Below are 24903 nucleotides of genomic sequence, written 5' to 3' on the forward strand. Positions count from 1 at the left end.
TAAAAGCTTAGTTTACAAAACATTTACATTTTTAGTTTATTTAGGAAATTATATTTTTTTAAAAATTTCATGCTTATTTTTAGTATATTAGGAACAAAGATTAAGATTTTTTGTGGAAATAAAAACTAAAAAAAACTATGTTAAAGAGTCAACCTACATATGAGGAATTATTAATAGAAAATGAAAGACTTAGGCAGCTAGTTTTAGCAAAAACAGAAAATGATTTTTCATTAATAAATTCTTCAATAACTTTAGAAAATGAAGTTATTTTAAAAGAACTTAAACTTGAGGAGGTTTTAGAAAATATGAATAAAGCATTTTTTATTACTGACTTAGAGGGTAATTTAATCAATTTTAATGCTGCTTTTTCTGAATTTCATCGTTTTAAGAATAAAAATGAATGTTCTAAAAGCATTCATGATTTTTTTAACCTTTTTGAAGGTTTTTTGCCTAACGGAAAAGCTTTAACTTTAGAAGAATGGCCGGTTATTAGAGCTCTTAGAGGTGAAACAGTGAAAAATGCCGAATACGTTATTAAACGAATTGATACAGGCGAAAGTTGGCCATGTACCTGTAGTTTTGCTCCCATTATAGATAAACAAGATATTATAGTAGGTTCAGTTGTTTCGTGCGATGATATAAGTGAGCAAAAAAGAAGAGAGTTAGAAATACTTTCGGCCAAGGAAAAGGCAGAAGAAAATGAGAAAAACCTTAAACGCGCAGAAGAAATTGCTTGTATGGGGTATTGGAAGCTTGATGTGAAAACAATGAAAGTTTCAGCATCAGATGAACTGCTTAAAATATTTGAGATTGATTTAGAGGAATTAACATTCGATTCTTTTGCAGCCTTTGTACATCCAGAAGATCAGGTCTTTAACCAAAAACATGTTAAAGCGGCTTTAGATCACGGAACAGCTTGGAAGTTTGAAATACGTTTACTTTTAAAAAACGGAAGTATAAAATGGGTTTCATCTATTGGTGAACCTCAATTAAATAAAAAAAATAAAGTGTCTACAATTATTGGTATTGTACAAGATATTACTGAACGAAAACAGGTAGATGAAAAATTAATAATAAGCGAACTTAAATACAGAAATCAAGCCAATTTTCTAAATGTAGTTATAGAAAATAGTCCTTTTGCAATGTGGGTTTCAGATGCAGGAGGTACAATAATAAGAGCAAATCAGGCATTGCGAAATATACTGAATATTAGTAATGAAATCATTATTGGAAAATATAATGTACTTGAAGATCAGAATTTATATACTCAAAATTTTATATCTGATGTTAAAGCTGTATTTAATGATTTGAAAAGAGCTCGTTTCTCTATGTTTTGGGCAGGAACAAAGTCTGGAAAAGTAGATTTCTTTATGGCAAATGAACGTTGGATAGATGTTTCGATGTTTCCAATAATTGATGAAGACGGAAAATTATTGAATGTTGTATGTCAATATTTAGATGTCACAGACCGAAATCAGACTGAAGAATTAGTTCTAAAAAACAAAAACAGGCTAGATTATGCCCTTAAAAGTATTAAAACAGGTGCGTGGGAACTAGATTTAAAAACTATGGGATCATGGCGAACGGTTAAGCACGACCAAATTTTTGGTTATGAAAAACCTCTTAATGAATGGACTTATGATATGTTTCTTGAACATGTAGTGATTGAAGACAAGGAAATGGTAGACAATAAATTTCAATATGCTATCACAACTAAAACAGATTGGAATTTTGAATGCCGTATTATACGAAATAATGATGGTGAAGTTCGCTGGATATTTGCCGGCGGTAATTTAGAATTAAATGAACAGGGTAAACCTATAAAGATGTTTGGTGTTGTTAGAGATGTTACTGAACAAAAAAATATTGAACAGAAGTTAATAAATTCTAAAGAAAAAGCAGAAGAATCCGACCGATTAAAATCAGCATTTCTGGCTAATATGAGTCACGAAATACGCACTCCTATGAATGGTATTTTGGGTTTTATTAACCTTCTGAATGAACCTAACTTAAACAAATATGAAATAGAAGCCTATTCAAAAATTATAAATAAAAGTGGAAATAGGTTACTTAATACCATAAATGATATAATTGATATATCTAAAGTTGAATCAGGAGAAATAGATATAATTACATCTAAAATTTATTTAAATAATGAATTGGAGGAACTTTATTCTTTTCATATACCTGAGGCAAATACCAAGGGAATCTCATTAATTATTGAACCTTCTCTTTTAACTGAGCAATTAGTAGTATTTACTGATGGGCATAAACTACACGGTATATTAACCAACCTAATTAAAAATGCCATTAAATATACAGAAACAGGCTCAATAACTTTTGGTTATTCGCTAAAAAATAATTTTATTGAGTTTTTTGTAAAGGACACAGGAATTGGTATACCTAAAAAGAGAATAGATGCAATTTTTAATCGTTTCGAACAGGCAGATATCGAAGATACACGAGTGTTTGAAGGTTCAGGGCTAGGACTGGCAATATCAAAAGCTTATAGTGAAATGCTGGGAGGTGAGATTTTTGTAGAATCTGAAGAAGGCAAAGGATCAAAATTTTCATTCACCATCCCTTTTATAATAGAGGAAAAAGAAAGAGTTGTAGAAATTACTAAACCTATTGATAATAATTTGTCAAGATTTGAAGATTTAAATTTACTTATTGTAGATGATGACGAAATTAGTTCAAAACTATTAGAGGTTATTCTTGAAGGAATATTTAAAAAAATAATATTTGCAAAGAATGGGGTAGAAGCAGTACAGTTTTGTAAAAACAGCTCCGAGGTTGATCTTGTCTTGATGGATATTAAAATGCCTGAAATGGATGGTTATATGGCTACACAAGAGATTAGAAAATTCAACAAAGATTTAATAATTATAGCACAAACAGCTTATGTACTTCCCGGAGATAAGGAAAAAACTATTGAAGTTGGGTGTAATGATTATATTTCTAAACCTATTAATAAAGAATTGCTCTTGGAGATAATTAGTAGTCACATAAATAAAAAAAGCATTTAATACTTTTTAAAATTGTTCTTACTTATAATTAAAGAATATGTATTTAAAGAAATCGGTTTTTATGTAAATTGCTAAAATAAATTGTATTTACCATTGTTTTAAAAATGACAAATACAATTTATTATATTCTTAAATAAATTGAAAATAAATACGATTAAGAAAATATTTTTAAACAACTCTGTATTACTTTTTTGAGTTTTGCTTTATTTTTATGAACGATATTCATTATTTAAATGTTGATAATGTGTTTTTTTTAGAATTGAAATTATAATTGTTTTATTAAATTATTGTTTTAAATTAGTACCCATAATTAACCGAAAATAGGTCATAATTAACAATGTTATCTATAAATAATATCGAATTATAGATTCTTTATAATTTAAGTTTTCCAAATAATAGTGTAAACATTAAGTAATTAATGAGGGGGAAAAATAAAATAAATAGTGAAGCGCATATTCTGTGGCCCAAAATAAAACAAGGAGATCTTAAAGCTCTTGGAAACCTCTATGATTTATATATTGATTCATTAATATCTTTTGGTATTAAAATTTGTGGTGATAAAAGTTATACCATGGATTGTGTTCACGATCTCTTTCTTGATTTATATAAGTATAAAAGTAAATTAGGAGAACCAGAGAGTATTCAATTTTATTTATGTCTTGCCTTAAAAAGAAAAATTAATAAGAAATATAAAGTTAAAGAAGTTTGTTTAAATGATAATGACTTTAATTCTGCTCTTAATTCAACTATGAATTATGAAAAGTCTTTTGAAGATGAACTGGTTGAAAAAGAACATTATAAAGAAAAGGTGATTAAACTAAATTCTTCTATTAGTCAATTAACTGAAAAACAACAAGAAGGATTAAAACTAAGATTTGTAGAAGAAAGATCTTATGATGATATTGCTTTGGTATTAAATATTTCAGTTTCTTCAGCTAGAACAAGCGTTTACAGAGCCTTGAAGACACTTCGTAAAGGCTCAATTTTATTAATTATTTCCTTCATATCATATTTTTTTTAAAATAAAGAAAAAAAATTGTCTATATATTAATTAATTGGTGCTTTATATAATAAGAAGCATTAACCAAACGTATTTTTATTGTTAAATAATTTAATGTGTAAATAAAAAATGAGTGAAGATTCAAATAGGAAATCTGATACTAGTTCTATAACTAAAATAGAAAAAAAATTATTGAAAGAATCAATTTTTAATTCAATTAGTAAGTTTAATAGAAAAAGACAATTGAAAATCGCAATTATAAGTGCTGCGGCTTCAATAATTGTATTATTAGGAATTGGTGCCTTTTTAAAATTACAGATGAAATCTTCTGAAATCTCTGAATTTGTTAAAACTTCAGATATTAAAGATTTAGAGCATTCTGATAAAGTGAAAATTATTATAGATGAAGGTGAGGATATTAAAATTGATGGTGAGAATACCTCAATTTCATATTCAACTTCAGGTTCAAAAGTAAATGTTGGAAATTCTAAAACTTTAACTCAAAAGACTAAAGTTGATAATAAAGTTAAGTATAATACATTGGTTGTTCCTTATGGAAAAAGATCCTTTTTAACCCTATCTGACGGAAGTAAAGTTTGGTTAAATTCAGGTTCAAAATTTGTATACCCAGTAAACTTTTCTGATGAAGATAAAAGAGTTGTTTATTTAGTTGAAGGAGAAGCTGTTTTTGATGTTGCTCATAACGCTAAAAAACCTTTTGTTATGATGACAGATAATCAAGAAATTGAGGTGTTAGGAACCGTATTTAATGTAAGTAATTATTCAGACGATACAACTAATTTTGTTGTATTAAAAAGTGGAAGCGTTCAAGTTTCATATCCAGAAAAAGGTACAAATCTTTTAAAGAAAAAGAAAAAGCTAGTTATTTCTCCTGGCCGAATTGCTAGTATTAATAAAGAAACAAGAATTGTTACTTCTAAAAAAGTTAATATAGATCATTATTTTTCTTGGAAAGATGGGATTTTAATTTTAGAAAATAATGAGCTTAGTGATATTGTAAGAAAACTTTCAAGATATTACAATATTCCTATTCATATTGAAGATGAAGAACTGAAGCACCAAACATTTTCAGGCTCATTAGATTTAAAAGATAGTGTAGAAAAAGTAATTGAAATAATTATTGAGGCAGGAACCACAACAAAATTGAATTATAAAATAACTAATGATAACTTAATTTTAATTAACAAAACAAGCTAAACTATATGATGAAACTTTTTTTTTAAAAAGAAACCAGAAGATGCGCCAACATCTTCCGGTGGATAGATTGCAAAATTATTGCAAAAAACAATAAAATTACAAACCAAATAAAAAACCAAATTATGAATAAAATCTTTATTCGCCTTCAAAAAGGGCGAGAAAAGCCGTTAATTAACGTCGTTTTAACTATTATGAGAGTTTTTATATTTTTTATAATATTCGGATTAGGCTCAGTTTATGCCAATTCCTCATATTCTCAAGTGAAAATTAATATTAATGTTCAAAATGTTAGTATTGAAGATCTTTTTAAAGAAATTCAGAATAAAAGTGAATATATCTTTTTCTATGAAGATAATGTTATAAATAAAGATATTAGGGTGTCATTAAAATTAAATGATGCCATGCTAACTGAAATTTTGAATGCATCTTTTAATAATATTGGATTAGATTATACAATATCAGACAGACAGGTTGTAATTAAAACAAAAAAAACAGTAGTTAATCTTCAATCAACATCAGTTGTAGAACAACAAAAAATTGCAATTTCAGGTGTTATTAAAGATTTTGGTGGAATTCCATTACCTGGAGCATCAGTATTAGAAAAAGGAACTACAAATGGAACACAAACAGATTTTGATGGGAATTTTAATTTTGAGGTTAGTTCTTCAAATGCAACATTAGTAGTATCATATATAGGGTTTTTAACACAAGAGGTTGCCTTAAATGGAAAAACTAATATTACTATTAAATTAGATGAAGATGCTGCTAAATTAGATGAAATTGTTGTGATAGGTTATGGGGCACAGAAAAAGGAAAACTTAACTGGTGCCGTATCAGTAGTTTCCAATGAAACCATTGAAAACCGACCTGTACAGAATGCAACACAAGCTTTACAAGGGCAAATTCCAGGTTTGGTAATTTCACAATCAAACGGTATTCCGGGTTCTGAAAGTCTTAACATGACAATTCGTGGTCTTAACTCGTTTGGTAGTAATAATTCTCCACTTGTTTTAATTGATGGAGTTCAAGGAAATATTGGAGATTTAGATCCAAGTGTAATTAAATCGGTGAACGTTTTAAAAGATGCATCATCTGCAGCTATCTATGGTTTAAAAGCAGCAAATGGAGTTATTTTAATTCAGACAAAAGCAGGAGGGAAAGAAGGAATGAATATTACATATAATGGTAGTTACCAAATGAGTAATCCAACCATGCTTCCTAAAATGATCACCAATTCAGTTGATTTCATGAATTTGTATAATCAATCACTAATTAACTCAGCTGGTTCACCTTCTGGCGGATATCCACAAAATGTAATAGATGCTTATGGCAATGCGAATAATGATCCTTTATTTCCAAATACTGATTGGACTGATCTTGTTTTGAGAACTGGTGCTGTAAAGAAAAACACAATAGGAATTAACGGAACATCTGGAAAAACTTCATACAATCTGTCACTTAGTAGTTGGAATCAGGATGGTATGATTGAAAATTCAAATTATAATAAATATAACTTCTTCTTAAATTTTAAAACTGAAGTAACTGATAATGTTGAAATTGGTGGAACTTTTACAGGTTTAACATCTGATAGAAAAGGACCTAATGATGACTATGGTAGTGCATTGCTTCAAACATGGTGGGTACGCCCAACTTGGGGGCCTTACACTGTTGATGGAACAGGGCATTTTGCAGGGAAAGCATTTTCAGGATCAGTAAATGATCCGAGTGGACTTATTTTTGATGAAGGATTTACCCGTGAAAATCCAATGGTTAAATTGTATGGTCAAAATGGAACTAGTGATGAAAAATACAATTTTAATGGTAATATGTTTACCCGTATTAAGCTGCTAGAAGGTCTTGTTTTTAATGCTAAAGGAGCATATAAATTTGATTATTTAAGGTCAAAAAACCAAATCTTGATGCAAGACGAGTACAACTACAGAACAGGGGAATATAACCGTTCAACTCGTGAAGAATCAAAAATTGAAGTTGGTAATGTTTTTTCAAAGGTAACTACCTTCTTTTCAACATTAACTTATGATAAAAATATAGAAGAACATGGCTTTAAGTTAATGGTTGGTTATAGTCAGGAAGCTAAAAAAAGAGAATGGACCAATTCTACAAGATTTGGCATTACAAGTAGAGCTCTTACTGAATTAGATGGAGCTGGAACTGCAAACCAACTTACATCTGGGTCAACTACTGAAAGTAGTGTGCGAAGTGGATTCTCTCGTTTTAATTATTCATTTAATGATAAGTACCTTTTTGAGGCAAATGTTCGTACAGATGAAAGTAGTAGGTTTGCTGATGGTAACCGTGTTGGAGTTTTCCCTTCCTTTTCAGCAGGATGGAGATTAGATCAGGAACCTTTTTTAAAGGATGTTGATTTTGTTAGACAATTAAAGTTACGTGCTTCCTGGGGTAAACTAGGGAATGATGGAAGTAATGATTACCCATACCAATCGCGTTATGCATTTGGAGACTATAATGCTGGTAACTTTGTAACAACACATACTTCTGGTTCACATGCTTATCCATTTGGTGCAGCTATTTCACCGGGTGTTGTTCTAGAAAATTTCACCAATGCTGATATTACTTGGGAAACGACTACTATTTCTGATTTAGGGCTTGATTTTACTTCAAAAGATGGTTTATTTTTCGCTAATGTAGATTATTACCAAAAAGTTACTTCTGATATTTTACGTCAGTTGCAGGTTTCAATTGAGTCAGGAGCTGGTGGTCCACAAGTGAACCAAGGTGAAATGAAAAATACTGGTTGGGATATTGTAATTGGACATCGTAAAAGAATAGAAGATTTTAGCTACAAGGTAAGTACTAATTTCTCGTGGTATAAAAATGAGTTAGTGAAATATGGAGCAACTGAAATTAGTGAAAGAACTATTAATGAGGAAGGTTATGCTTTAAATGATTTTTATATGTGGGAATCTGATGGATTATTTAATACAACTGAAGAAATAACTAATGCACCTGAACAACCTTTAACTCCATATTTAGGAGGAATCAGATTAAAAGATCAGAATAATGATAATGTAGTTGATCAGAATGATCGTGTACATATTGACGGACAACATCCTGACTTATTGTATGGAGCTAATATTACAGCAAAATATAAAAATATTGAAGTTAGTACATTCTGGCAAGGTGTTGCAGGTCAGAAATCATATCGTTCAGCTCATGGTGTTGAACCTTTTAATCAGGATGGGAATGCTTCTAAAGTTTGGTTAACTGATTCTTGGACATCTGAAAATACCAATGCAAAATTGCCAGCAGTTTATAATCAGTCATTTAGTGATTATGGTGCAGGGAAATACACTAACTCATTTTGGTTAATGAATACTTCTTATTTTAGGATGAAAAACATAACTGTAAGTTATACAATTCCAAGTCAATTTACAGATAGATTGAAACTTAAAAATGCTAAGATTTATTTCTCAGGTGACAATATTTTAACATTCTCTGGAGAAAACTTGTTTGATATTGATCCTGAAATTATTACGTCATATACGTATCCAATTTCTAAGTCATATACTTTTGGTATTAACATTACTTTATAATCCATTTAAATTTTAAAAAAATGAATACAAAATATATTTATAAAGTCCTATTCTTTACTTTTTTAATAGCATTAACAGGCTGCAGTGAAGAATTTTTAGATAAACAACCCGGAGATGCCATATCTAGTGAAACTTTCTGGAAAACTGAAGGTGATGCGCAAATGGCTCTTACTGGAGTATATAGTAATTTACAAACAAATTTTTATTCTACACTAACACTTAGTAAATGGAACAAAGGACCAAGTATACAACAAGGTTGGGAAGAATTAACAGACAATGCATATGGTGCTCGTGATAATGGTTATCGTGATATTTTAACGGGTGTTTGTAATCCTAATGGGCAAGATCAACGCGCCATAAAAGGATTGTATGCAGTTAGTTATGTTGGAATAAATGGTTGTAATGAATTTTTGGATAAGGTTGGTAATGTAACTGTTAGTGAGAGTTTATTAAACCAATGGAAAGGTGAGGCACTCTTTATACGTTCTTACTTTTACTATTATCTTGCAGCTACTTACGGAGATGTTCCATTACGTTTAGAAGCAAGTACTGTAGAGAACCAGTATACAGCTAAAAGCACTCAAAGTGAGGTTTTTGCTCAAATTTTAAAAGATTTGGATGTTGCTATAGACTATCTTCCTTCAGCAGGATATGATGGACATGTTAAAAAAGAAGCAGCTCTTGCTTTAAAAGCTAAGGTTTTACTTTACACTAAAGATTACACTAATGCAGCCATTGCAGCAAAAGCTGTAATAGATGGAGGTAATTATAGCTTATCAGCTAAATATGACGATTTATTTTTAGATGAAGGTCAAAATAATAATCCAGAAATCATATTTTCAATAAAAATGGAAGGAACTCCAGGAGAAAGTGCATTATGGTCATCTCAGATAATGATTGGGTTTTGGGGTAACATGCATCCAACTATTGATTTAGTAAATGCTTTTGAATGTACTGATGGACTTCCTATCACATCATCAACCCTATATGATGCTGCTCATCCAATGGAAAATAGAGATCCACGTTTAAGTGCAACCGTATATGAGGGTAGTTGGAATCCATTAGTTGAAGTAAAATCAAAGACCGGTTATACTTTTGTTAAAGGTATAAGTCCAAGTGTTATAAGTACATTAACGCAACCGTTAAATGACGGAACTGACTTTGTTCATCTTAGATATGCAGATGTTTTGTTAATGTATGCAGAAGCTAAAATTGAGGCCAACCAAATTGATCAGACTGTTTTAGATGCAATGAACAAGGTAAGAGCAAGAGCTTATGGTGTAGATTATTCCGATGTAGCAAATTATCCTGCAGTAACATCTATGGATGTGACAACCTTGCGAGCAAAAGTACGTAATGAGCGCCGAGTAGAATTTACTTTGGAAAACTCTCGTTATTTTGATTTAAAACGCTGGGAAACCGCTGAAGATGTATTAAATGGTTTTACTGGTGATCCAGTTTCTCAACGTGTATTTCTTCCAGAACATTATAAATGGCCACTACCACAAGATGCTTTAGATAAAAATCCGGAATTGGTTCAAAACCCAGATTATAAATAATTAGCATATTAAAATTTTAAGTTTGGTTAGTTTTTAAAACCCATCTAATAATAATTAGGTGGGTTTTTTGTTGTCTTAATTTTAAACATAAATTCAATCAATAAAAATATAAGTCTTCTAAAAAGTTAGTAAAACCATAAGTAATATAACAAGAAGGATTAAAACTAAGATTTAAAGAAGAAAGATCTTATTACTATATTTCTTTGGTATAAAAAGTTTCAGTTTCTTCAGCAAGAACTGGTTTAACAGAATCTAAAAGATACTTGGTAAATGCCCAATTTTATTGGTTTTTTCCTTCAAATAATATTTTATTCAAAAAAAAAGTAAAAAAAATTGTCTATATATTAATTAATTGGTGCTTTCTATAATAAGAAGCATAATTTTTTGTGTAAATAAAAAATAAATCAAGATTTAAATAAAAAGTCTGATAATGGTTCTAACACTTAATTGGAAAGAAAAGCTATTAAAATTAGAAAAGAATAAGCTTAGTAATATTGTAAGAAGACTTTCTTGATATTGCAATTTTCCAATTTGTATTGAAAAAGAACAACTTAAATGTCAAATGTTTTCGGTGTCTTTGAACTTGAAAGATAATATCGAAAAAGTGAATGAAAAACAATATAGAAGTTGGAACTATAACAAAATTGTATTATAAAATTGCGAACGATAACTTAATTTTAATTAACAAAAAAACGAAATATGAGGACAAAATATCTTTAAAAAGAAACCAGAAGATGCGCCAACATCTTTCGGTGGTTAGCTTACAAAATTATTGCAAAAAACAATAAAATTTCAAACCAAATAAAAAATCAAATTATGAATAAAATCTTTATTCGCCTTCAAAAAGGGCGTGAAAAGGCGTTAATTAACGTTGTTTTAACTATTATGAGAGTTTTTATATTTTTTATAATATTCGGATTAGGCTCAGTTTATGCCAATTCCTCATATTCTCAAGTGAAAATTAATATTAATGTTCAAAATGTTAGTATTGAAGAGCTTTTTAAAGAAATTCAGAATAAAAGTGAATATATCTTTTTCTATGAAGACAATGTTATAGATAAAGATGTTAGGGTATCAATAAAATTAAATGATGCCATGCTATCTGAAATTTTGAATGCGTCTTTTAATAATATTGGATTAGATTATACAATATCAGACAGACAGGTTGTAGTTAAAACAAAGAAAACGGTTGCCATTCTTCAACCGGCTTCAGTTGCAGAACAACAAAAATTTTCGATTTCAGGTGTTATAAATGATAATAATGGATTTCCATTACCTGGAGCTTCTGTATTGGAAAAAGGAACTACAAATGGAACACAAACGGATTTTAATGGGAATTTTAAATTTGAAGTTAGTTCTTCAAAGGCAACTTTAGAAATATCATATATGGGATTTAAAACTAAAGATATTCCTTTAAATGGTAAATCTACTATAACTATTAATTTAGAGGAAGATGCTGCTAGTTTAGATGAGGTAGTTGTAATTGGTTATGGAACCGTTAAAAAATCAGATCTAACGGGGTCTGTTTCATCTGTAGATACAAAAGGATTAACTAAAACTCAGAATACCTCAATAGCGCAAGCAATACAAGGTAGAGCTGCGGGTGTTGTTGTAACAAAATCTTCAGGAAGACCAGGAGCAACACCAACTGTTAGAATTAGAGGAACAGGAACGGTTAATAATGCGGATCCGCTATATATTGTTGATGGAATTCCCATAAATGATATTTCTAGTATTAATATGGAAGATGCTAAATCTATTGAAGTATTAAAGGATGCTTCTGCAACAGCAATTTATGGTTCGAGAGCTGCAAATGGTGTTGTGTTAATTACAACTAAAACAGGTAATAAAGGAGAGACTGTTATTTCGTATAAAACATTTATAGGCTCACAAAGTAGAGTAGACAACTTAAATGTCTTAAATGCGGAACAGTGGGCAACTTTACATAATGAGGCAAATATGAATGATGGAACTCCAGGCGATCCTTACCTTAGTAATCCTTCTGATTTACAATCTTATAATTGGAAAGATTTGATTTATCAAAGTGCCATTATGCAAAATCACCAACTATCTATTTCTGGTGGGTCAGATTTGTCTACGTTCTATATCTCTGCTGGTTTTGTTAAGCAAGATGGGATAATAAAGAGTTCTTCATACGAACGAACTAACTTTAGAGTGAATAACACATACCAAATAAAACCTAAAATTAAAGTAGGACATAATATACAATATGCCAAATCTAAAGATAACAGCTTACCTGAGTATGGAAACTCAGAATCAAGAACATCTTTTATAGGATATGTAGCGGATCCAGTTTCTCCTATATACAATAGTGATGGATCATTTAGTCCTTCAAAATATAACTCTTTTATAGGTAATCCTTTAGGTGTTGTAAAGTACCGAACTCAAGAAACTATTAAAGAGAGTTTTTTAGCAAACTTATTTTTAGAGGCAGACCTTATGAAAGGGTTAAAATTTAGATCTAGTTATGGTTTAGAAATAAATAATTCAAAATCGGATAACTTTACTCCAATACATAATGTGTCTCCTGCTTTTAGTTCAGATGTTACTACTTATTCTTTAGGAAGAAGTGAAAATAGGGTAATGATTTTATCAAATACTTTAAATTACAATACAATTATTGCTGAAAAACATAGTGTAAATGCTATGCTAGGACAAGAAATACAGGATTTAAATTCAAATAATGTAAGTGCTAGTAGAAATGAAATTCCTGAAAGCGTAGAAAGTCCTACTTTAGGCGCTGGAGCAATATATACAGCTTCAAACGATGGAACTATTTCAAACTCAAAGTTATCTTCATTTTTTGGGCGTTTAAATTACAATTTTGATGAAAGGTATTTGATTACTGGTACTTATAGAGTAGATGGTTCATCTCGTTTTGGGGATAATAATAGATGGGCAAAGTTTCCTTCGCTAGCATTAGGTTGGAATATTCATAATGAAAGTTTTTATAATTTAAAAGAGATTAATCAAGTGAAATTTCGTTTAGGTTGGGGAGAAACTGGTAATCAGAATATACCAGGTACTGCAACATATAACATATTAAATATTGGAACTAATGCTGTATTTGCAAACGATGAAACTTCATTAGGAGTTGCTCCTTTACGATTTGGTAACCCAGATTTAAAGTGGGAAACGACTATAACAAAAAATATAGGTGCCGACTTTGCTTTATTAAGTAATGCTTTAACATTTTCTGTTGATTATTTTATAAAGAGCACTAAAGATATGCTTCTAGAAACTCCTGTAGCTACAAGTTCAGGTTACGAACAGAATCCATATACTAATGTAGGAGACATTGAAAACAAAGGATTTGAGCTAACAGCAAATTATAAGAAACAAATTAAGGACTTCTATTTTAATATTGGAGGAAATATAGCTACTCTAAAAAATAAAGTAATTAAATTGGCTTCAGGAGATGGTGTTATTCAAGCCGGTCAGGCTTCTGGTGGATTATCAAATATGAGCCGCACACAAGCAGGACATCCTTTAGCTTCTTTTTATGGGTATGAAATGATTGGAATTTTTCAGAATCAAGAAGAAATTGATAACTACCCACATATTGCAGGTACTAAACCTGGAGATGTAAAGTATAAAGACATCAATGGGGCAGAAGGAGATCCTGATGGTATAATTGATAATAAAGATATGACTTACATAGGTTCTCCATTTCCGGATTTTACCTACGGTCTTAATATTGATATGAAATATAAGCAATTTGATTTTACAGCTTTTTTCCAAGGCAGCCAAGGGAATGATATTTTTGATGCAACAGATGCAAATTTAATGACGAGTACAATTACTAATTTTCGTGACAAGATGCTAAATAGATGGACTGGAGATGGAACTTCTAATAGTATACCACGTGTTACACATAAAAATCAGACAATTAATAGTCTTCAATCAAGCAGATATATAAAAGATGGTTCTTATTTGAGGTTGAAGAATGTTCAGTTAGGTTATACTTTTCCAGAAGGGATTGTTAAGAATGTTAATGATATTCATATTTATATAGCTGCTCAAAATTTATTCACAATTACGAATTACGATGGATTAGATCCTGAACTTGGGATTGATGCAAGTAGAAACCAATTATTAGCTATAGGTATTGATGAAGGAAGATATCCGTCTGTGAGAACTTTCTCTCTAGGGTTAAATATTAATTTTTAAATTAAAAACAATGAAGTCACATAAAATATTTAAAATAAATAGTAAATACTGTATTTTAATTCTTTTAGTATCCTTTCTTTCTTGTGAGGATTATTTAGAAGTTGAAACCTATGGGTTTCCTGTAGTGGAAGGTTTTTATAAAACAGCTGAAGATGGAGAACAAGCTTTAACAGCTGCATATGCACCAATGAGAGAAGCTTATACAAAATATATTGAGATTTGGTCTACAGATATGTTTATTGGAGATACTGGAACAGATGATATTTTAAAAGGTGGTTTAGGTCTGTTTGATCAAGAACCGTTGGTTCAAAAAGAATCATACAATTTAACATCATCAAATAAATATTGGGATAAAAGATGGCTGTTAAATTATAAAGGAATCTTGTATGCAAATTTGGTTTTAGAGAAAATTCCGTCTATTACTTTTGAGAATGAAGATAGAAAAAAGGAAATTTTAGGAGAGGCTCATTTTCTTAGAGGCTACTATTATCTTTATTTAGTTAATATGTTTGGAGGAGTGCCATTATATGATAAACCCGTTAATCCTTCAGATGCTAATATACCAAGAGCTACGAAAGAGGAAACTTATGCTTTTATTGAAAACGACTTAAAAGAAGCTATAAATATCTTGCCTTCAAGATTTGAAAAAAACAGTATACTTGGGCATGCAGATAAGGGAGCTGCATTAGGTTTAATGATGCGAGTTATGTTGTACCAAAATAAAATGGAAGAGGTTAAAACATATGGAGAAGAATTATTTAAACTTCCTTATACGTTACCAAAATTAGAAAATGTTTTTCAGCCTGAAGGTGAATGGGGTACAGGATCTATTTTTGAAATTAATTACTCAACTAACACGAGTAAATTAGGTACTAGCGCTCCAAGGATGATGATGCCAAGAACGTCGAAAATAGATAATGGATTTGGGTTCTCACAAATAAAAATGGATGTAATAGATGCTTATGAAGCTAACGATCCTCGCTTAAATGCATATTTCTATACAGCAATAAAAGGTCCTGATGATAATTTATATGAAACAGGATTCTACAATAGAAAATATGTTTGGTACCCATATAGTAATTATAATAAGCCAACTGTTGGAGGTTTAATGAATAGTGATATAAATATTCGTATAGTAAGACTTGCAGATGCTTATTTAATGTATGCTGAATCTATATATTTAACGAATCCAGCAAGTGCCATAGAGTATGTAAATAAAGTTAGACAACGAGCAAGAGGAATGGAAGCGGATACAGTTGTACCTGATTTATCTTTATCTCTTAGTGGTGATGCTTTGCGCGATGCAATTTATCTAGAACGCCGTTTAGAAATGATTGGTGAAGGTCTTAGATATCAAGATTTAATTAGAACTGGAAGAGCAGCAGAAGTATTAGGACCTCTAGGTTTCAAATCTGGTGTGCATGAAGTAATGCCACTACCAAAAACTCAGGTTGACATCTCAAATGGTGTATTGGAACAGAATTCGGGTTACTAGATTATAAATAATTAAAATATTGAGTTTGGTTAGTTTTTAAAACCCATCTAATAATTATTAGGTGGGTTTTTTTATTATGTGGTTTTTTAAAGTTGGATAATGAGTTAGTTTCTGTAGTTAAATTAGGCTCTTAAACTTATAATTTATAGATTTCTATAAAATGTTTAAGGGTAGTTTGAGGAATTAAGCTTTGGATTTATAACATTAAAATTAGGTTAACTTAATATTATTTTATTAAATTTAAACTTAACTAAAATGGAAGATATTTAATTGCTATAATTAATAAAAAAAACTTAAGATTATCTTGTATGCCTATATTGGTTTTACATTATTAAATAAATTTTAAAGGTGATTTATAATTATATAAATTAGATGTAATATCAAATATTATGAAATCTATATTTTAGGGGATTTTGGTTGGAAAAAATATTTTAGTTGTGGCTAAATAGCTAAAAAATAAAAAAAAATATGAAAGGAATAGTTTTTACTGAGTTTTTAGAAATGGTTGAAGAAAGTTTTGGACTAGAAACTTTAGATTATATTATTTATAAATCGGATTTAAAGTCTAAAGGAGTTTATACATCTGTTGGAACTTATGACTTTATTGAAATGTTAACTTTAATAAATAATTTAAGTGAAAAAGTAAAAATTCCTGTGCAGGATTTAGTTTACACTTATGGGGTATACTTTTTTAAAGTTTTAAGTGATAATCATGGAAATATTATGGATTTGTATAAATCTCCTATAGATATGCTTTCATCTGTTGAAAGCCATATACACGTTGAGGTTAGGAAAATATATCCAGGGGCAGAATTACCAACGTTTAAAATAGTTAAAAAAGAGGATGATTTTATTGAAATGATTTACTATTCATCAAGAAGCTTATATATGTTTGCAAAGGCATTAATTGAAGGAACTTTTGCGCATTACAATAAAAAAGCAAAAATTAATTATGAATTGTTAAAAGCAGATGGTTCAGAAGTACGATTTTTAATAACTGAAATAAATTAATGTGCATAATAAAATAGAAATCTTAGAAAGAGCACTCCAAAGACAAAAGGCAGCAAGGAAGGAGGCTGAAAAAATCCTTGAAAGTAAATCGTATGAATTATTTAATGTTTCTGAAGAATTAAAAAAATCCTATAAAAAATTAGAGGACCTTTTACAAGAAAAAACATCTGAATTAGAAGGGGTATTTTTAAACATAATTGATGCTTATGTTGTTATGGATTTACAGGGTAATGTTCTTAGAATGAATGACTCTGCTGAAGATATGTTAGGGTATGATTTAAAGAAAGATGAACTTAATTTAATGTCCATTGTTCACGAAGATTATTTTGAATACACCAAACAATCTTTCAAAGAACTTTATGAAAAAGGATCCTATACAGATTTTCAGGTTATTATTAGAACTAAAAATAACACAGAAAAATTAGTTCAGGTAAATTCTAGTATTATTTATAATAAAGAAGGCGCACCAATAGCTGCGCAAGGTATTTTAAGAGATATAACTTTAGAAAATTCAATAAAAGAACTTGTAGAGCAACAAAAAAAACAACTTAATATAGTAGTTGATCACTCTCCTATAGGAATTGCATTGTCAAATAAAGATGATAAAGGTTTAATTATGGCAAATAATGCTTTATGCAAATTGCTAGGGTATTCAATGGAAGAATTTAAGAATATAAAATTACAAGAAGTTACGCATAAAGAAGATAAAGAAGACTCAAATAAATTAAGAGACAAATTATACAATAACAAGGTTGATTCTTATTTTTTAGAAAAAAGATATTTAAAAAAAGACAATGATATTGTTTGGGCAAGAACATCTGTGACAGCTGTAAAAGATTCAAATAATAGAGTTAAGTACCACGTAACAACAATTGAAGATATAACTACGCAAAAAAAACTTGAAAAACAAAAGGAAGAATTACTAAATAGTTTAGAAAAACAAAATGAGCAATTAAATGATTATGCTCATATAGTATCACATGATTTAAAATCTCCATTAAGGGCTATTTCAGCATTATTATCTTGGACCAAAGAAGATTTTGAAGATAAATTAGGGACAGAAAGTTTGTTTAATCTAAACCTAATGGAAGATAAAGTTTACAAAATGGATAAGTTAATAGGAGATATATTAAGTTATTCAAGTATTGGACAAGAAGGAGATACATCTGATACCGTAAATGTAAATAATGTTGTAAAAGATATAATAGATATTATATATATACCTAGCCATATAAAAGTTATAATTAAAAATGAACTTCCTACAATAGTAGCTGATGCTACTAGATTACAGCAACTTTTTCAAAATATAATGAGTAATGCAATAAATTATATTGATAAAGAAGAAGGTTTAGTTGAAGTTGGTTATAAGGATTCTAAAGATTTTTATGTATTCTCAGTAAAAGATAATGGTTGTGGAATACCAAAAGAAAATCATGAGAAAATTTTTAAAATGTTTAAAACTTATGGGGATTATGAAAAATCTACAGGAATAGGGTTAAGTATTGTAAAAAAAGTAGTGGAACTTTATGAAGGCGAAATTTGGCTAGAAAGTGAAGAAGGAAAAGGGACTACTTTCTTTTTTAGCATAAAAAAATAATAATTAATAAAAGGGTTTATTTTCTTAATAAGTTTTTGCCTACCTTTTATTTACTTCAATTTTATGTTTAATTTATTTTCAAGATAGTTAAATGTAAAATTACCATTCAACGACATTAAATTACCATTCAACGTTATTCAACTTTTAATTATCGAAATATTTATAAAACATTGATTTATATAATGACATTTACAATGTAAATAGTTTAAAATATTAAAATTAATGAATAAAAATTTGAAAATTCTTCTTATAGAAGACGATATGATTGAGGTAATGAAGTTTAACAGAACAGTTACTAAACTTAATTTATCACATGAAATTATAGAAGCTAACAATGGAGAAGATGCCTTACAATTTTTATCAAAAAAAGTAGGACTACCTGATATTATTTTGTTGGATTTAAATATGCCAAAATTAAATGGTATTGAATTTTTAAATATTTTAAAAAATGATGAAACTTTAAAATATATTCCTACAATTATTTTAACAACATCAAATAACAGAAGAGATATTTTAGAATGTTACAAAGCAGGAATAGCAGGATACATTATTAAACCCTTGAAATTTAAGGATTATGTTGATTTAATAGGGAGTTTACTAGATTACTGGAGTAAAAATGAACTAATAAAAGGGTAAATAATATAAAGTTAAAGGAACTATTATATGTTCTTAAAAACTTCATGTTTATATTTAATATTTGAACTTATAAAAACTAAAAAAATAGCTTTCTGTTTAAAACTAATTTAAACTTTATTTAGCTTAACGAGCTTACATATTTAATAATTCTATTTTATTTATTGAGTAAAGTATTAATTTTAAATCACTAACAAAATATACTATGAAAGTTGTACAAGCAAAAAAAGTAAATAATAAAAAATGGGAATATGTATCTGAAAATATTCAGTTAAGTAACCCATTAGTATTAGTTTTTGGGAGTCGATTTTTACTTGAGAAATCAGAAGTTATAGATGATTTAAGAGTTCAATTTCCATATGAACATATAGTTTTTGGATCAACTGCAGGAGAAATTCTAGGAGAGTCTGTTTATGAGGACTCTATTGTTGTTACTGCAATTGAATTTGAAAAAAGTAATTTTGAAGTTAGAACGGCTAGTGTTTTTGATTATGATAAAGACGCTAAATTGTTAGGAGAGAGTTTAATAAAACAAATGCCTTCAAAAAACTTAAAACATTTATTTACGTTGTCAGAAGGTAGTTTTGTTAACGGAAGTGCTTTAATAGAAGGGATAGAATCTTCAATAAATAATATATCTTTAACTGGAGGTATGTGTGGAGATGGAATTTTATTTAATAAAACATTAGCTTCTTACAAAACAAATCCAAAAGAAGGAGAAGTTGTTTTAATTGGTTTTTATGGAGATACATTAGAATTTTCATTTGCAAGTATTGGTGGTTGGAATAACTTTGGGCCAGAAAGAATAATAACAAAATCAGAAGGTAATATTTTGTATGAAATTGATAATTTACCCGCTCTAGATTTATATTCAAAATATTTAGGAGATAAAGCTTCTGAATTGCCACAAGCATCATTATTTTATCCTTTAAATGTTACTCACCCGGGGAAAAAAAAGCCTGTGGTTAGAACTATTTTATCTATAAATAAAGAAGATAATTCTATGGTTTTGGCAGGAGATGCACCTGAAAATTCTAAAGTACAATTAATGATGTCTTCGGTAGATGATATTGTAAGTGGTGCTTATGAAGCCGCTGAATTAGCAATGAAAAACAGAAAAAATAAACCGGAGTTAGCATTGTTAGTAAGTTGTGTTGGAAGAAAATTAGTAATGGATCAAAGGGTAGAAGAAGAAATTGAAGAGGTAATGAGTATTGTTGGCGACCAAACTAATATTATAGGTTTTTATTCCTATGGGGAAATGGCTCCTTTTTATGGTCAAAAACAATGTGAATTGCATAACCAAACTATGACGTTAACTTTAATAAGTGAATAGTGAAAAGATTATTAGAAAGACAAATTAAAAAATACCTTTCAGAAGACATTCTGAAATCTAAAGATGTGCAAAATTTTATCAATGCCATAGATATGTCTTATAGTAATTTTGATGATAAATTAGAGATGTCTCAGCGTGCAATGAAAATTAGTTCAGATGAACTTTCACAAGCCAATGCAAAGTTAAGAGAAGACGCTGATAGTCAAAAAATAATAATAAATAAGTTAAAGTATGTTGTAAAGGTACTTAAACTAGAATCTGTTGATAATAAAGATGATATTAAAGAATCTGTAGATCTTGTAAAATACATAGAAAAACAATCCAATGAAATTATAGCAGCAAATAAATTAAAGGAAGATTTACTTAAAAATTTAGAGCTTAAAAATGAAGACTTAAATAATTATGCACATATTGTTTCACATGATTTAAAAACACCGCTTAGAAGTATTGATACATTGATTAATTGGATTTTAGAAGAAGAAAATCAATTAAGTAAAGATAGTGCAAAGTATTTTGATCTTATTTTAAAAAATTTAGAGAAAATGGATGCGTTGATCAGTGGAATTCTAAATTATTCTGCCATTGATCAAATGGATTTGTTTGGAGATGAAGTTAAAATTTTAGATTTGGTAAAAGGAATTAAACAATCACTATTAATTCCAGACAATATAACTTTAAAAATTAATAATAATCTGCCTTCTTTAAAAGGAGATAAAATTAGATTAGAGCAAGTTTTTAGAAATTTAATTGAAAATGCAATTGATAGTTTTAATGGTGAAAAGGGTTTTATTGAAGTAGGAGTGAGTTGTAAAAGTAAAAACTGGGAATTTTATATTAAAGATACCGGTAAAGGAATTGAAAAAATTTATCATGATAGGATATTTAAAATTTTTGAAAGTTTAGAAAATAATATTAGCAACCCAGGAATAGGGCTTTCAATTGTAAAAAAAATAATAAATTTTTATGGAGGTGAAATTTGGGTAGAAAGTCAAGTTTCAAAAGGGAGTACATTTTATTTTACCATACCAAAAACACAGTAATGACAGAAAAACCAAATTTAGAATATTTAAAAGAATTATCAGGAGGAGATATTGAATTTGAGCAAAAAATGCTTGAAGTAGTAAAAAAAGAATTACCTGTAGAAATAGAAAATTATAAAAAACATTTAGTTAATAAGCAATTTAATGAAGCCGCAGAATTAGTTCATAAAATTAAACATAAAATAAGTGTTTTAGGTTTAGAAGAAAGCTATCAAGTTGCAATTGATTATGAAGAGGAATTAAAAAAAGGACAAATAAAACAACAAAAAAGTTTTGAAGATATTTTAGATTCAATGACTATATTTGTAGAAAATGTTTAATAAAAGAACTATGAATTGTATTATTATTGACGATGATGAGATGGCTAGAGTCATTATCGAAAAATTAAGTAACAATAATGAAAAAATAAATATAATAGGAAATTTCGCAAATGCAATTGACGGGATTAAATACCTAAATCAAAATGAAGTAGATCTAATATTTTTAGACATTCATATGCCAGCTTTTACGGGGTTTGACCTTCTACAAACTATTGCAACTCCCCCAAAAGTAATACTTATTACCTCTGATAATGGATTGGCTATTGAAGCTTTTGAATATGATTGTATTGTAGATTATTTGTTAAAACCAATAACTCAAGAACGGTTTGATAAGGCTGTTAATAAAGCACTAATGTTTTCAAAACCATTAGCTGCTAATGTTAAAACAGAAGAGGTTGATAATGTTAAAGACCTATATGTAAATATAGATAGACGTTTAGTGAAAATTAATTTTGAAACAATTAATTTTATTGAAGCTAGAGGCGATTATATTTTAATAAAAACCGAAAATAAAAATTATACAGTACATTCAACATTAAAAAAAATAGTTGAAAAATTACCTGATGATTTGTTTTTAAAAGTACACAGATCATTTGTAATTAACACTAAAAAAATTATTGATATAGAAGATAATAGTGTTCTAATTGGCAAAGACGTTATTCCGGTTAGTAGGTCTAATAAACCCGAATTAATAAAACGCCTTAATTTACTTTAAACACAGGCTTTTTAGTTAAATACCATTTTAAAACAAAACCAACTTCAGTAAAAGTAAACCCAGAGGCGGTTGCAGAAGCTATATTACTTCTGTTTCCATAAATATTAGCCAACAGTCTTTCAGAAATATTATAACCTAATTTAGCTTGTATTCTATAAGTTGATTGTTTAGGTTGTTCTTCAATATATTGATATCCTGTGGCAGCATTTAATCCGTAAAATAATTTTTTATCATTTTTTGAAATATCAATAAATACTTCTACAGCATTAAATTTTTCGGGACTAAAATAAACAGTTGGAACTTGGTTTTTAAAAGTTATATGTTGAAAGTTTAAACCACCTTTAAAAGCTGGTTTTGATAAAAAATTATAATACAATGAAGTAAATAATAAATTTCTTTCATTTTTATCAGTTTGAGTTGTATATAAATATTGAGTAAACCAACCAAGCTTAAAATTTGTACTTAAATTATAATTAAGAATATAATTATTTGAAGCAATTTCCTTATCAACTAAATCAGCGTTAAAATTTTGAACTTCTCTTTTATATCCAATTTCTAAATCTTGAAGTTTAATAGGTTTTGTTTTAAAAAATATTTCAGCTAATAGTTGAGAATAATCATTATTAAAAGAATTAGCTTTAGAAATTCCTGTTTTTGCATTTAAAGTTATTTTTGGATGTAGTTGATATTGTAAATCCAAACTAATATTATTAGATTTTGCTTTATGTTTTGAAATTGTATTTTCAGTTTTTCTATATTCATAATTTGCAGAAAAACTTAAATTTGTACTAACAGGAAAAGTAATTTTTGTGTTACTTGAATAGGCTACGTTATCACCATTATCAAAAGTATAGCTAACTTTTTCTTCAATATAAGGAGTGTAATTTGTATTTAGTTTTTTTAAAAAACTTGTAGCATCTTTTTGATTTTTGAATATTGATAGCGTTTTAAATACTCCTTTATAGGCTTTTTTAATTTCTCCATTTGCAAAATAAGCGTTGGTACTTCCTAAATTTCCATCAAAAGAAAGAGAATCTTTTTCTAAAATTTGTTTGTAATCTGCAATTGTTTTTTTAAAATCACTTCGGTATATTCCTAAAGTTGCACGTAAAGAAAGGATCCAGTTTTCTTCACCGTATTCAGTTATTAAGTTTTTTATTTTAAATTCAGCATCCTTAAATTTTCTATTCCAAATTAATGCTTGCGTATAACGTTCTAATGTTTTTTTTGTTAAAGTTGAATCTTTAACTATTTTCGATTTAGCTAATGCTGCTTTTGAAATTTCTAATGCTGTTTTATCTTTTTCTGAAATATGAGAAACTAAAGCTAAACCATTTAAAGCTAGTAAACTATCTTTAGGGTTAGTTGCTATTTGTTTATATAATTTAGTAGCGTTTTCGGTTTCTTTAGTCTGTAAATATATATTTATCTTATTTAGTAAAGTCTCTTTATCATTAGGGAAATCAACTAAATTTTCATCTAATAAAGAAATAGCAACCTTATAATTTTGGTTTTGCACATATTCATTGGCATATCCTAAACGAATGTATTTTTTTGAAATCATAGCGTTTGGGTTTTTTGGAGATACTTCTAGAGTTTTATTTACATAAGTAAGAGCATCTTTATATTCTTTTAAATTTGAAAAAGTATTTGCAAAACCTAAAAGCGCTGCAAAATTAGTAGGATTTTTAGCTACTAAAGTTGTATAATATATTTTAGCTTTTTTAAATTGCTTTGCCCATAAAAGTGATTCCGAATAATTTAATTCAATTTCAAGATCATTAGGATATTCTTTTAATAATTTTGTAAAAATTACTATTGCTTTAGGAGCATTACCATTTAAACCTACCGCTCTTCCATAACATAAATTTGCAGTTTTATTGTTGGGGTAATCTTTTAAAGTATTTTTAAAAAAGATTTCAGCTTTATCAAACTTTCCAGTTTCAAGCAATTGAAATCCATCCTTCATATTTTGACTTATTATAAAATTACTATATATAAAAAGTATAAAAAAGGATGTGTTTTTAAGTAAATTCATTTTATTTTTTTGTTGTTATTTACAATTGCAATTTAAGTATAAAGCAGCAATAATTCATCTACAGAAAGCTGCACTTTATCGAAAAAACCTAACCTTTCAACTTGTTATTTATAATATTTGCATCACAATTAATGATTAAAAAAAAT

Annotated in this window: 15 protein-coding genes; 14 read left to right on the forward strand and 1 reads right to left on the reverse strand. The window is 28.6% G+C overall.

Going from position 1 to position 24903, the window contains the following annotated elements:
* The first annotated feature begins 137 nt into the window (after positions 1–137).
* The 14 genes from DAD81_RS06330 to DAD81_RS06395 all read left to right on the forward strand — a co-directional run bounded on the left by DAD81_RS06330 (position 138) and on the right by DAD81_RS06395 (position 22719).
* On the forward strand, positions 138–3029 hold the full coding sequence (locus DAD81_RS06330) for a PAS domain-containing hybrid sensor histidine kinase/response regulator (RefSeq protein WP_111707412.1): 2892 nt from the start codon (positions 138–140) through the stop codon (positions 3027–3029).
* Between the two features lie 418 nt (positions 3030–3447).
* Positions 3448–4050: an RNA polymerase sigma factor gene (locus tag DAD81_RS06335; RefSeq protein ID WP_111707413.1), complete on the forward strand. Its 603-nt coding sequence runs from the start codon at positions 3448–3450 to the stop codon at positions 4048–4050.
* A gap of 108 nt (positions 4051–4158) precedes the next feature.
* Complete coding sequence (locus DAD81_RS06340; RefSeq protein WP_111707414.1) at positions 4159–5247, forward strand: FecR family protein; 1089 nt, start codon at positions 4159–4161, stop codon at positions 5245–5247.
* A 122-nt stretch (positions 5248–5369) separates the two neighbouring features.
* Positions 5370–8822, forward strand: a complete 3453-nt coding sequence (locus tag DAD81_RS06345) for a TonB-dependent receptor (protein ID WP_111707415.1) — start codon at positions 5370–5372, stop codon at positions 8820–8822.
* A 20-nt stretch (positions 8823–8842) separates the two neighbouring features.
* Positions 8843–10381, forward strand: a complete 1539-nt coding sequence (locus DAD81_RS06350; RefSeq protein WP_111707416.1) for a RagB/SusD family nutrient uptake outer membrane protein — start codon at positions 8843–8845, stop codon at positions 10379–10381.
* Between the two features lie 816 nt (positions 10382–11197).
* Complete coding sequence (locus DAD81_RS06355; RefSeq protein ID WP_111707417.1) at positions 11198–14572, forward strand: TonB-dependent receptor; 3375 nt, start codon at positions 11198–11200, stop codon at positions 14570–14572.
* 10 nt (positions 14573–14582) lie between these two features.
* On the forward strand, positions 14583–16067 hold the full coding sequence (locus DAD81_RS06360; protein ID WP_111707418.1) for a RagB/SusD family nutrient uptake outer membrane protein: 1485 nt from the start codon (positions 14583–14585) through the stop codon (positions 16065–16067).
* Positions 16068–16535: 468 nt separating this feature from the next.
* Positions 16536–17078 (forward strand): heme NO-binding domain-containing protein, encoded by a 543-nt coding sequence (locus tag DAD81_RS06365; RefSeq protein WP_111707419.1) that lies wholly within the window; start codon positions 16536–16538, stop codon positions 17076–17078.
* Position 17079: 1 nt separating this feature from the next.
* Positions 17080–18675, forward strand: a complete 1596-nt coding sequence (locus DAD81_RS06370; protein WP_179950031.1) for a sensor histidine kinase — start codon at positions 17080–17082, stop codon at positions 18673–18675.
* Positions 18676–18897: 222 nt separating this feature from the next.
* A complete protein-coding gene (locus DAD81_RS06375; RefSeq protein WP_111707421.1) occupies positions 18898–19311 on the forward strand; it encodes a response regulator in 414 nt (137 codons plus the stop codon).
* 202 nt (positions 19312–19513) lie between these two features.
* Positions 19514–20644, forward strand: coding sequence for an FIST signal transduction protein (locus DAD81_RS06380; RefSeq protein ID WP_111707422.1), 1131 nt, complete (start codon positions 19514–19516; stop codon positions 20642–20644).
* Positions 20644–21684, forward strand: a complete 1041-nt coding sequence (locus DAD81_RS06385; RefSeq protein ID WP_111707423.1) for a sensor histidine kinase — start codon at positions 20644–20646, stop codon at positions 21682–21684. Before DAD81_RS06380 ends, DAD81_RS06385 begins: the two co-directional genes overlap by 1 nt.
* On the forward strand, positions 21684–22004 hold the full coding sequence (locus DAD81_RS06390; RefSeq protein WP_111707424.1) for an Hpt domain-containing protein: 321 nt from the start codon (positions 21684–21686) through the stop codon (positions 22002–22004). Before DAD81_RS06385 ends, DAD81_RS06390 begins: the two co-directional genes overlap by 1 nt.
* Before the next feature lie 10 nt (positions 22005–22014).
* Positions 22015–22719 carry a LytR/AlgR family response regulator transcription factor gene (locus tag DAD81_RS06395; RefSeq protein ID WP_111707922.1) on the forward strand — a complete coding sequence of 235 codons (705 nt, stop codon included), beginning with the start codon at positions 22015–22017 and terminating at the stop codon, positions 22717–22719.
* Here the strand turns inward: DAD81_RS06395 and DAD81_RS06400 are convergent.
* A complete protein-coding gene (locus tag DAD81_RS06400; RefSeq protein WP_157961088.1) occupies positions 22706–24757 on the reverse strand; it encodes a tetratricopeptide repeat protein in 2052 nt (683 codons plus the stop codon). The genes DAD81_RS06395 and DAD81_RS06400 overlap by 14 nt on opposite strands.
* Between the last annotated feature and the right edge of the window lie 146 nt (positions 24758–24903).

It is taken from the genome of Lutibacter citreus, from assembly GCF_003260195.1.
In the GTDB taxonomy this organism is placed as follows: domain Bacteria; phylum Bacteroidota; class Bacteroidia; order Flavobacteriales; family Flavobacteriaceae; genus Lutibacter; species Lutibacter citreus.

Coding starts and splice junctions, on each gene's coding strand:
- DAD81_RS06330 (WP_111707412.1), top strand. CDS start 138: ATGTTAAAGAGTCAACCTACATATGAGGAATTATTAATAGAAAATGAA.
- DAD81_RS06335 (WP_111707413.1), top strand. CDS start 3,448: ATGAGGGGGAAAAATAAAATAAATAGTGAAGCGCATATTCTGTGGCCC.
- DAD81_RS06340 (WP_111707414.1), top strand. CDS start 4,159: ATGAGTGAAGATTCAAATAGGAAATCTGATACTAGTTCTATAACTAAA.
- DAD81_RS06345 (WP_111707415.1), top strand. CDS start 5,370: ATGAATAAAATCTTTATTCGCCTTCAAAAAGGGCGAGAAAAGCCGTTA.
- DAD81_RS06350 (WP_111707416.1), top strand. CDS start 8,843: ATGAATACAAAATATATTTATAAAGTCCTATTCTTTACTTTTTTAATA.
- DAD81_RS06355 (WP_111707417.1), top strand. CDS start 11,198: ATGAATAAAATCTTTATTCGCCTTCAAAAAGGGCGTGAAAAGGCGTTA.
- DAD81_RS06360 (WP_111707418.1), top strand. CDS start 14,583: ATGAAGTCACATAAAATATTTAAAATAAATAGTAAATACTGTATTTTA.
- DAD81_RS06365 (WP_111707419.1), top strand. CDS start 16,536: ATGAAAGGAATAGTTTTTACTGAGTTTTTAGAAATGGTTGAAGAAAGT.
- DAD81_RS06375 (WP_111707421.1), top strand. CDS start 18,898: ATGAATAAAAATTTGAAAATTCTTCTTATAGAAGACGATATGATTGAG.
- DAD81_RS06380 (WP_111707422.1), top strand. CDS start 19,514: ATGAAAGTTGTACAAGCAAAAAAAGTAAATAATAAAAAATGGGAATAT.
- DAD81_RS06390 (WP_111707424.1), top strand. CDS start 21,684: ATGACAGAAAAACCAAATTTAGAATATTTAAAAGAATTATCAGGAGGA.
- DAD81_RS06395 (WP_111707922.1), top strand. CDS start 22,015: ATGAATTGTATTATTATTGACGATGATGAGATGGCTAGAGTCATTATC.
- DAD81_RS06400 (WP_157961088.1), bottom strand. CDS start 24,757: ATGAATTTACTTAAAAACACATCCTTTTTTATACTTTTTATATATAGT.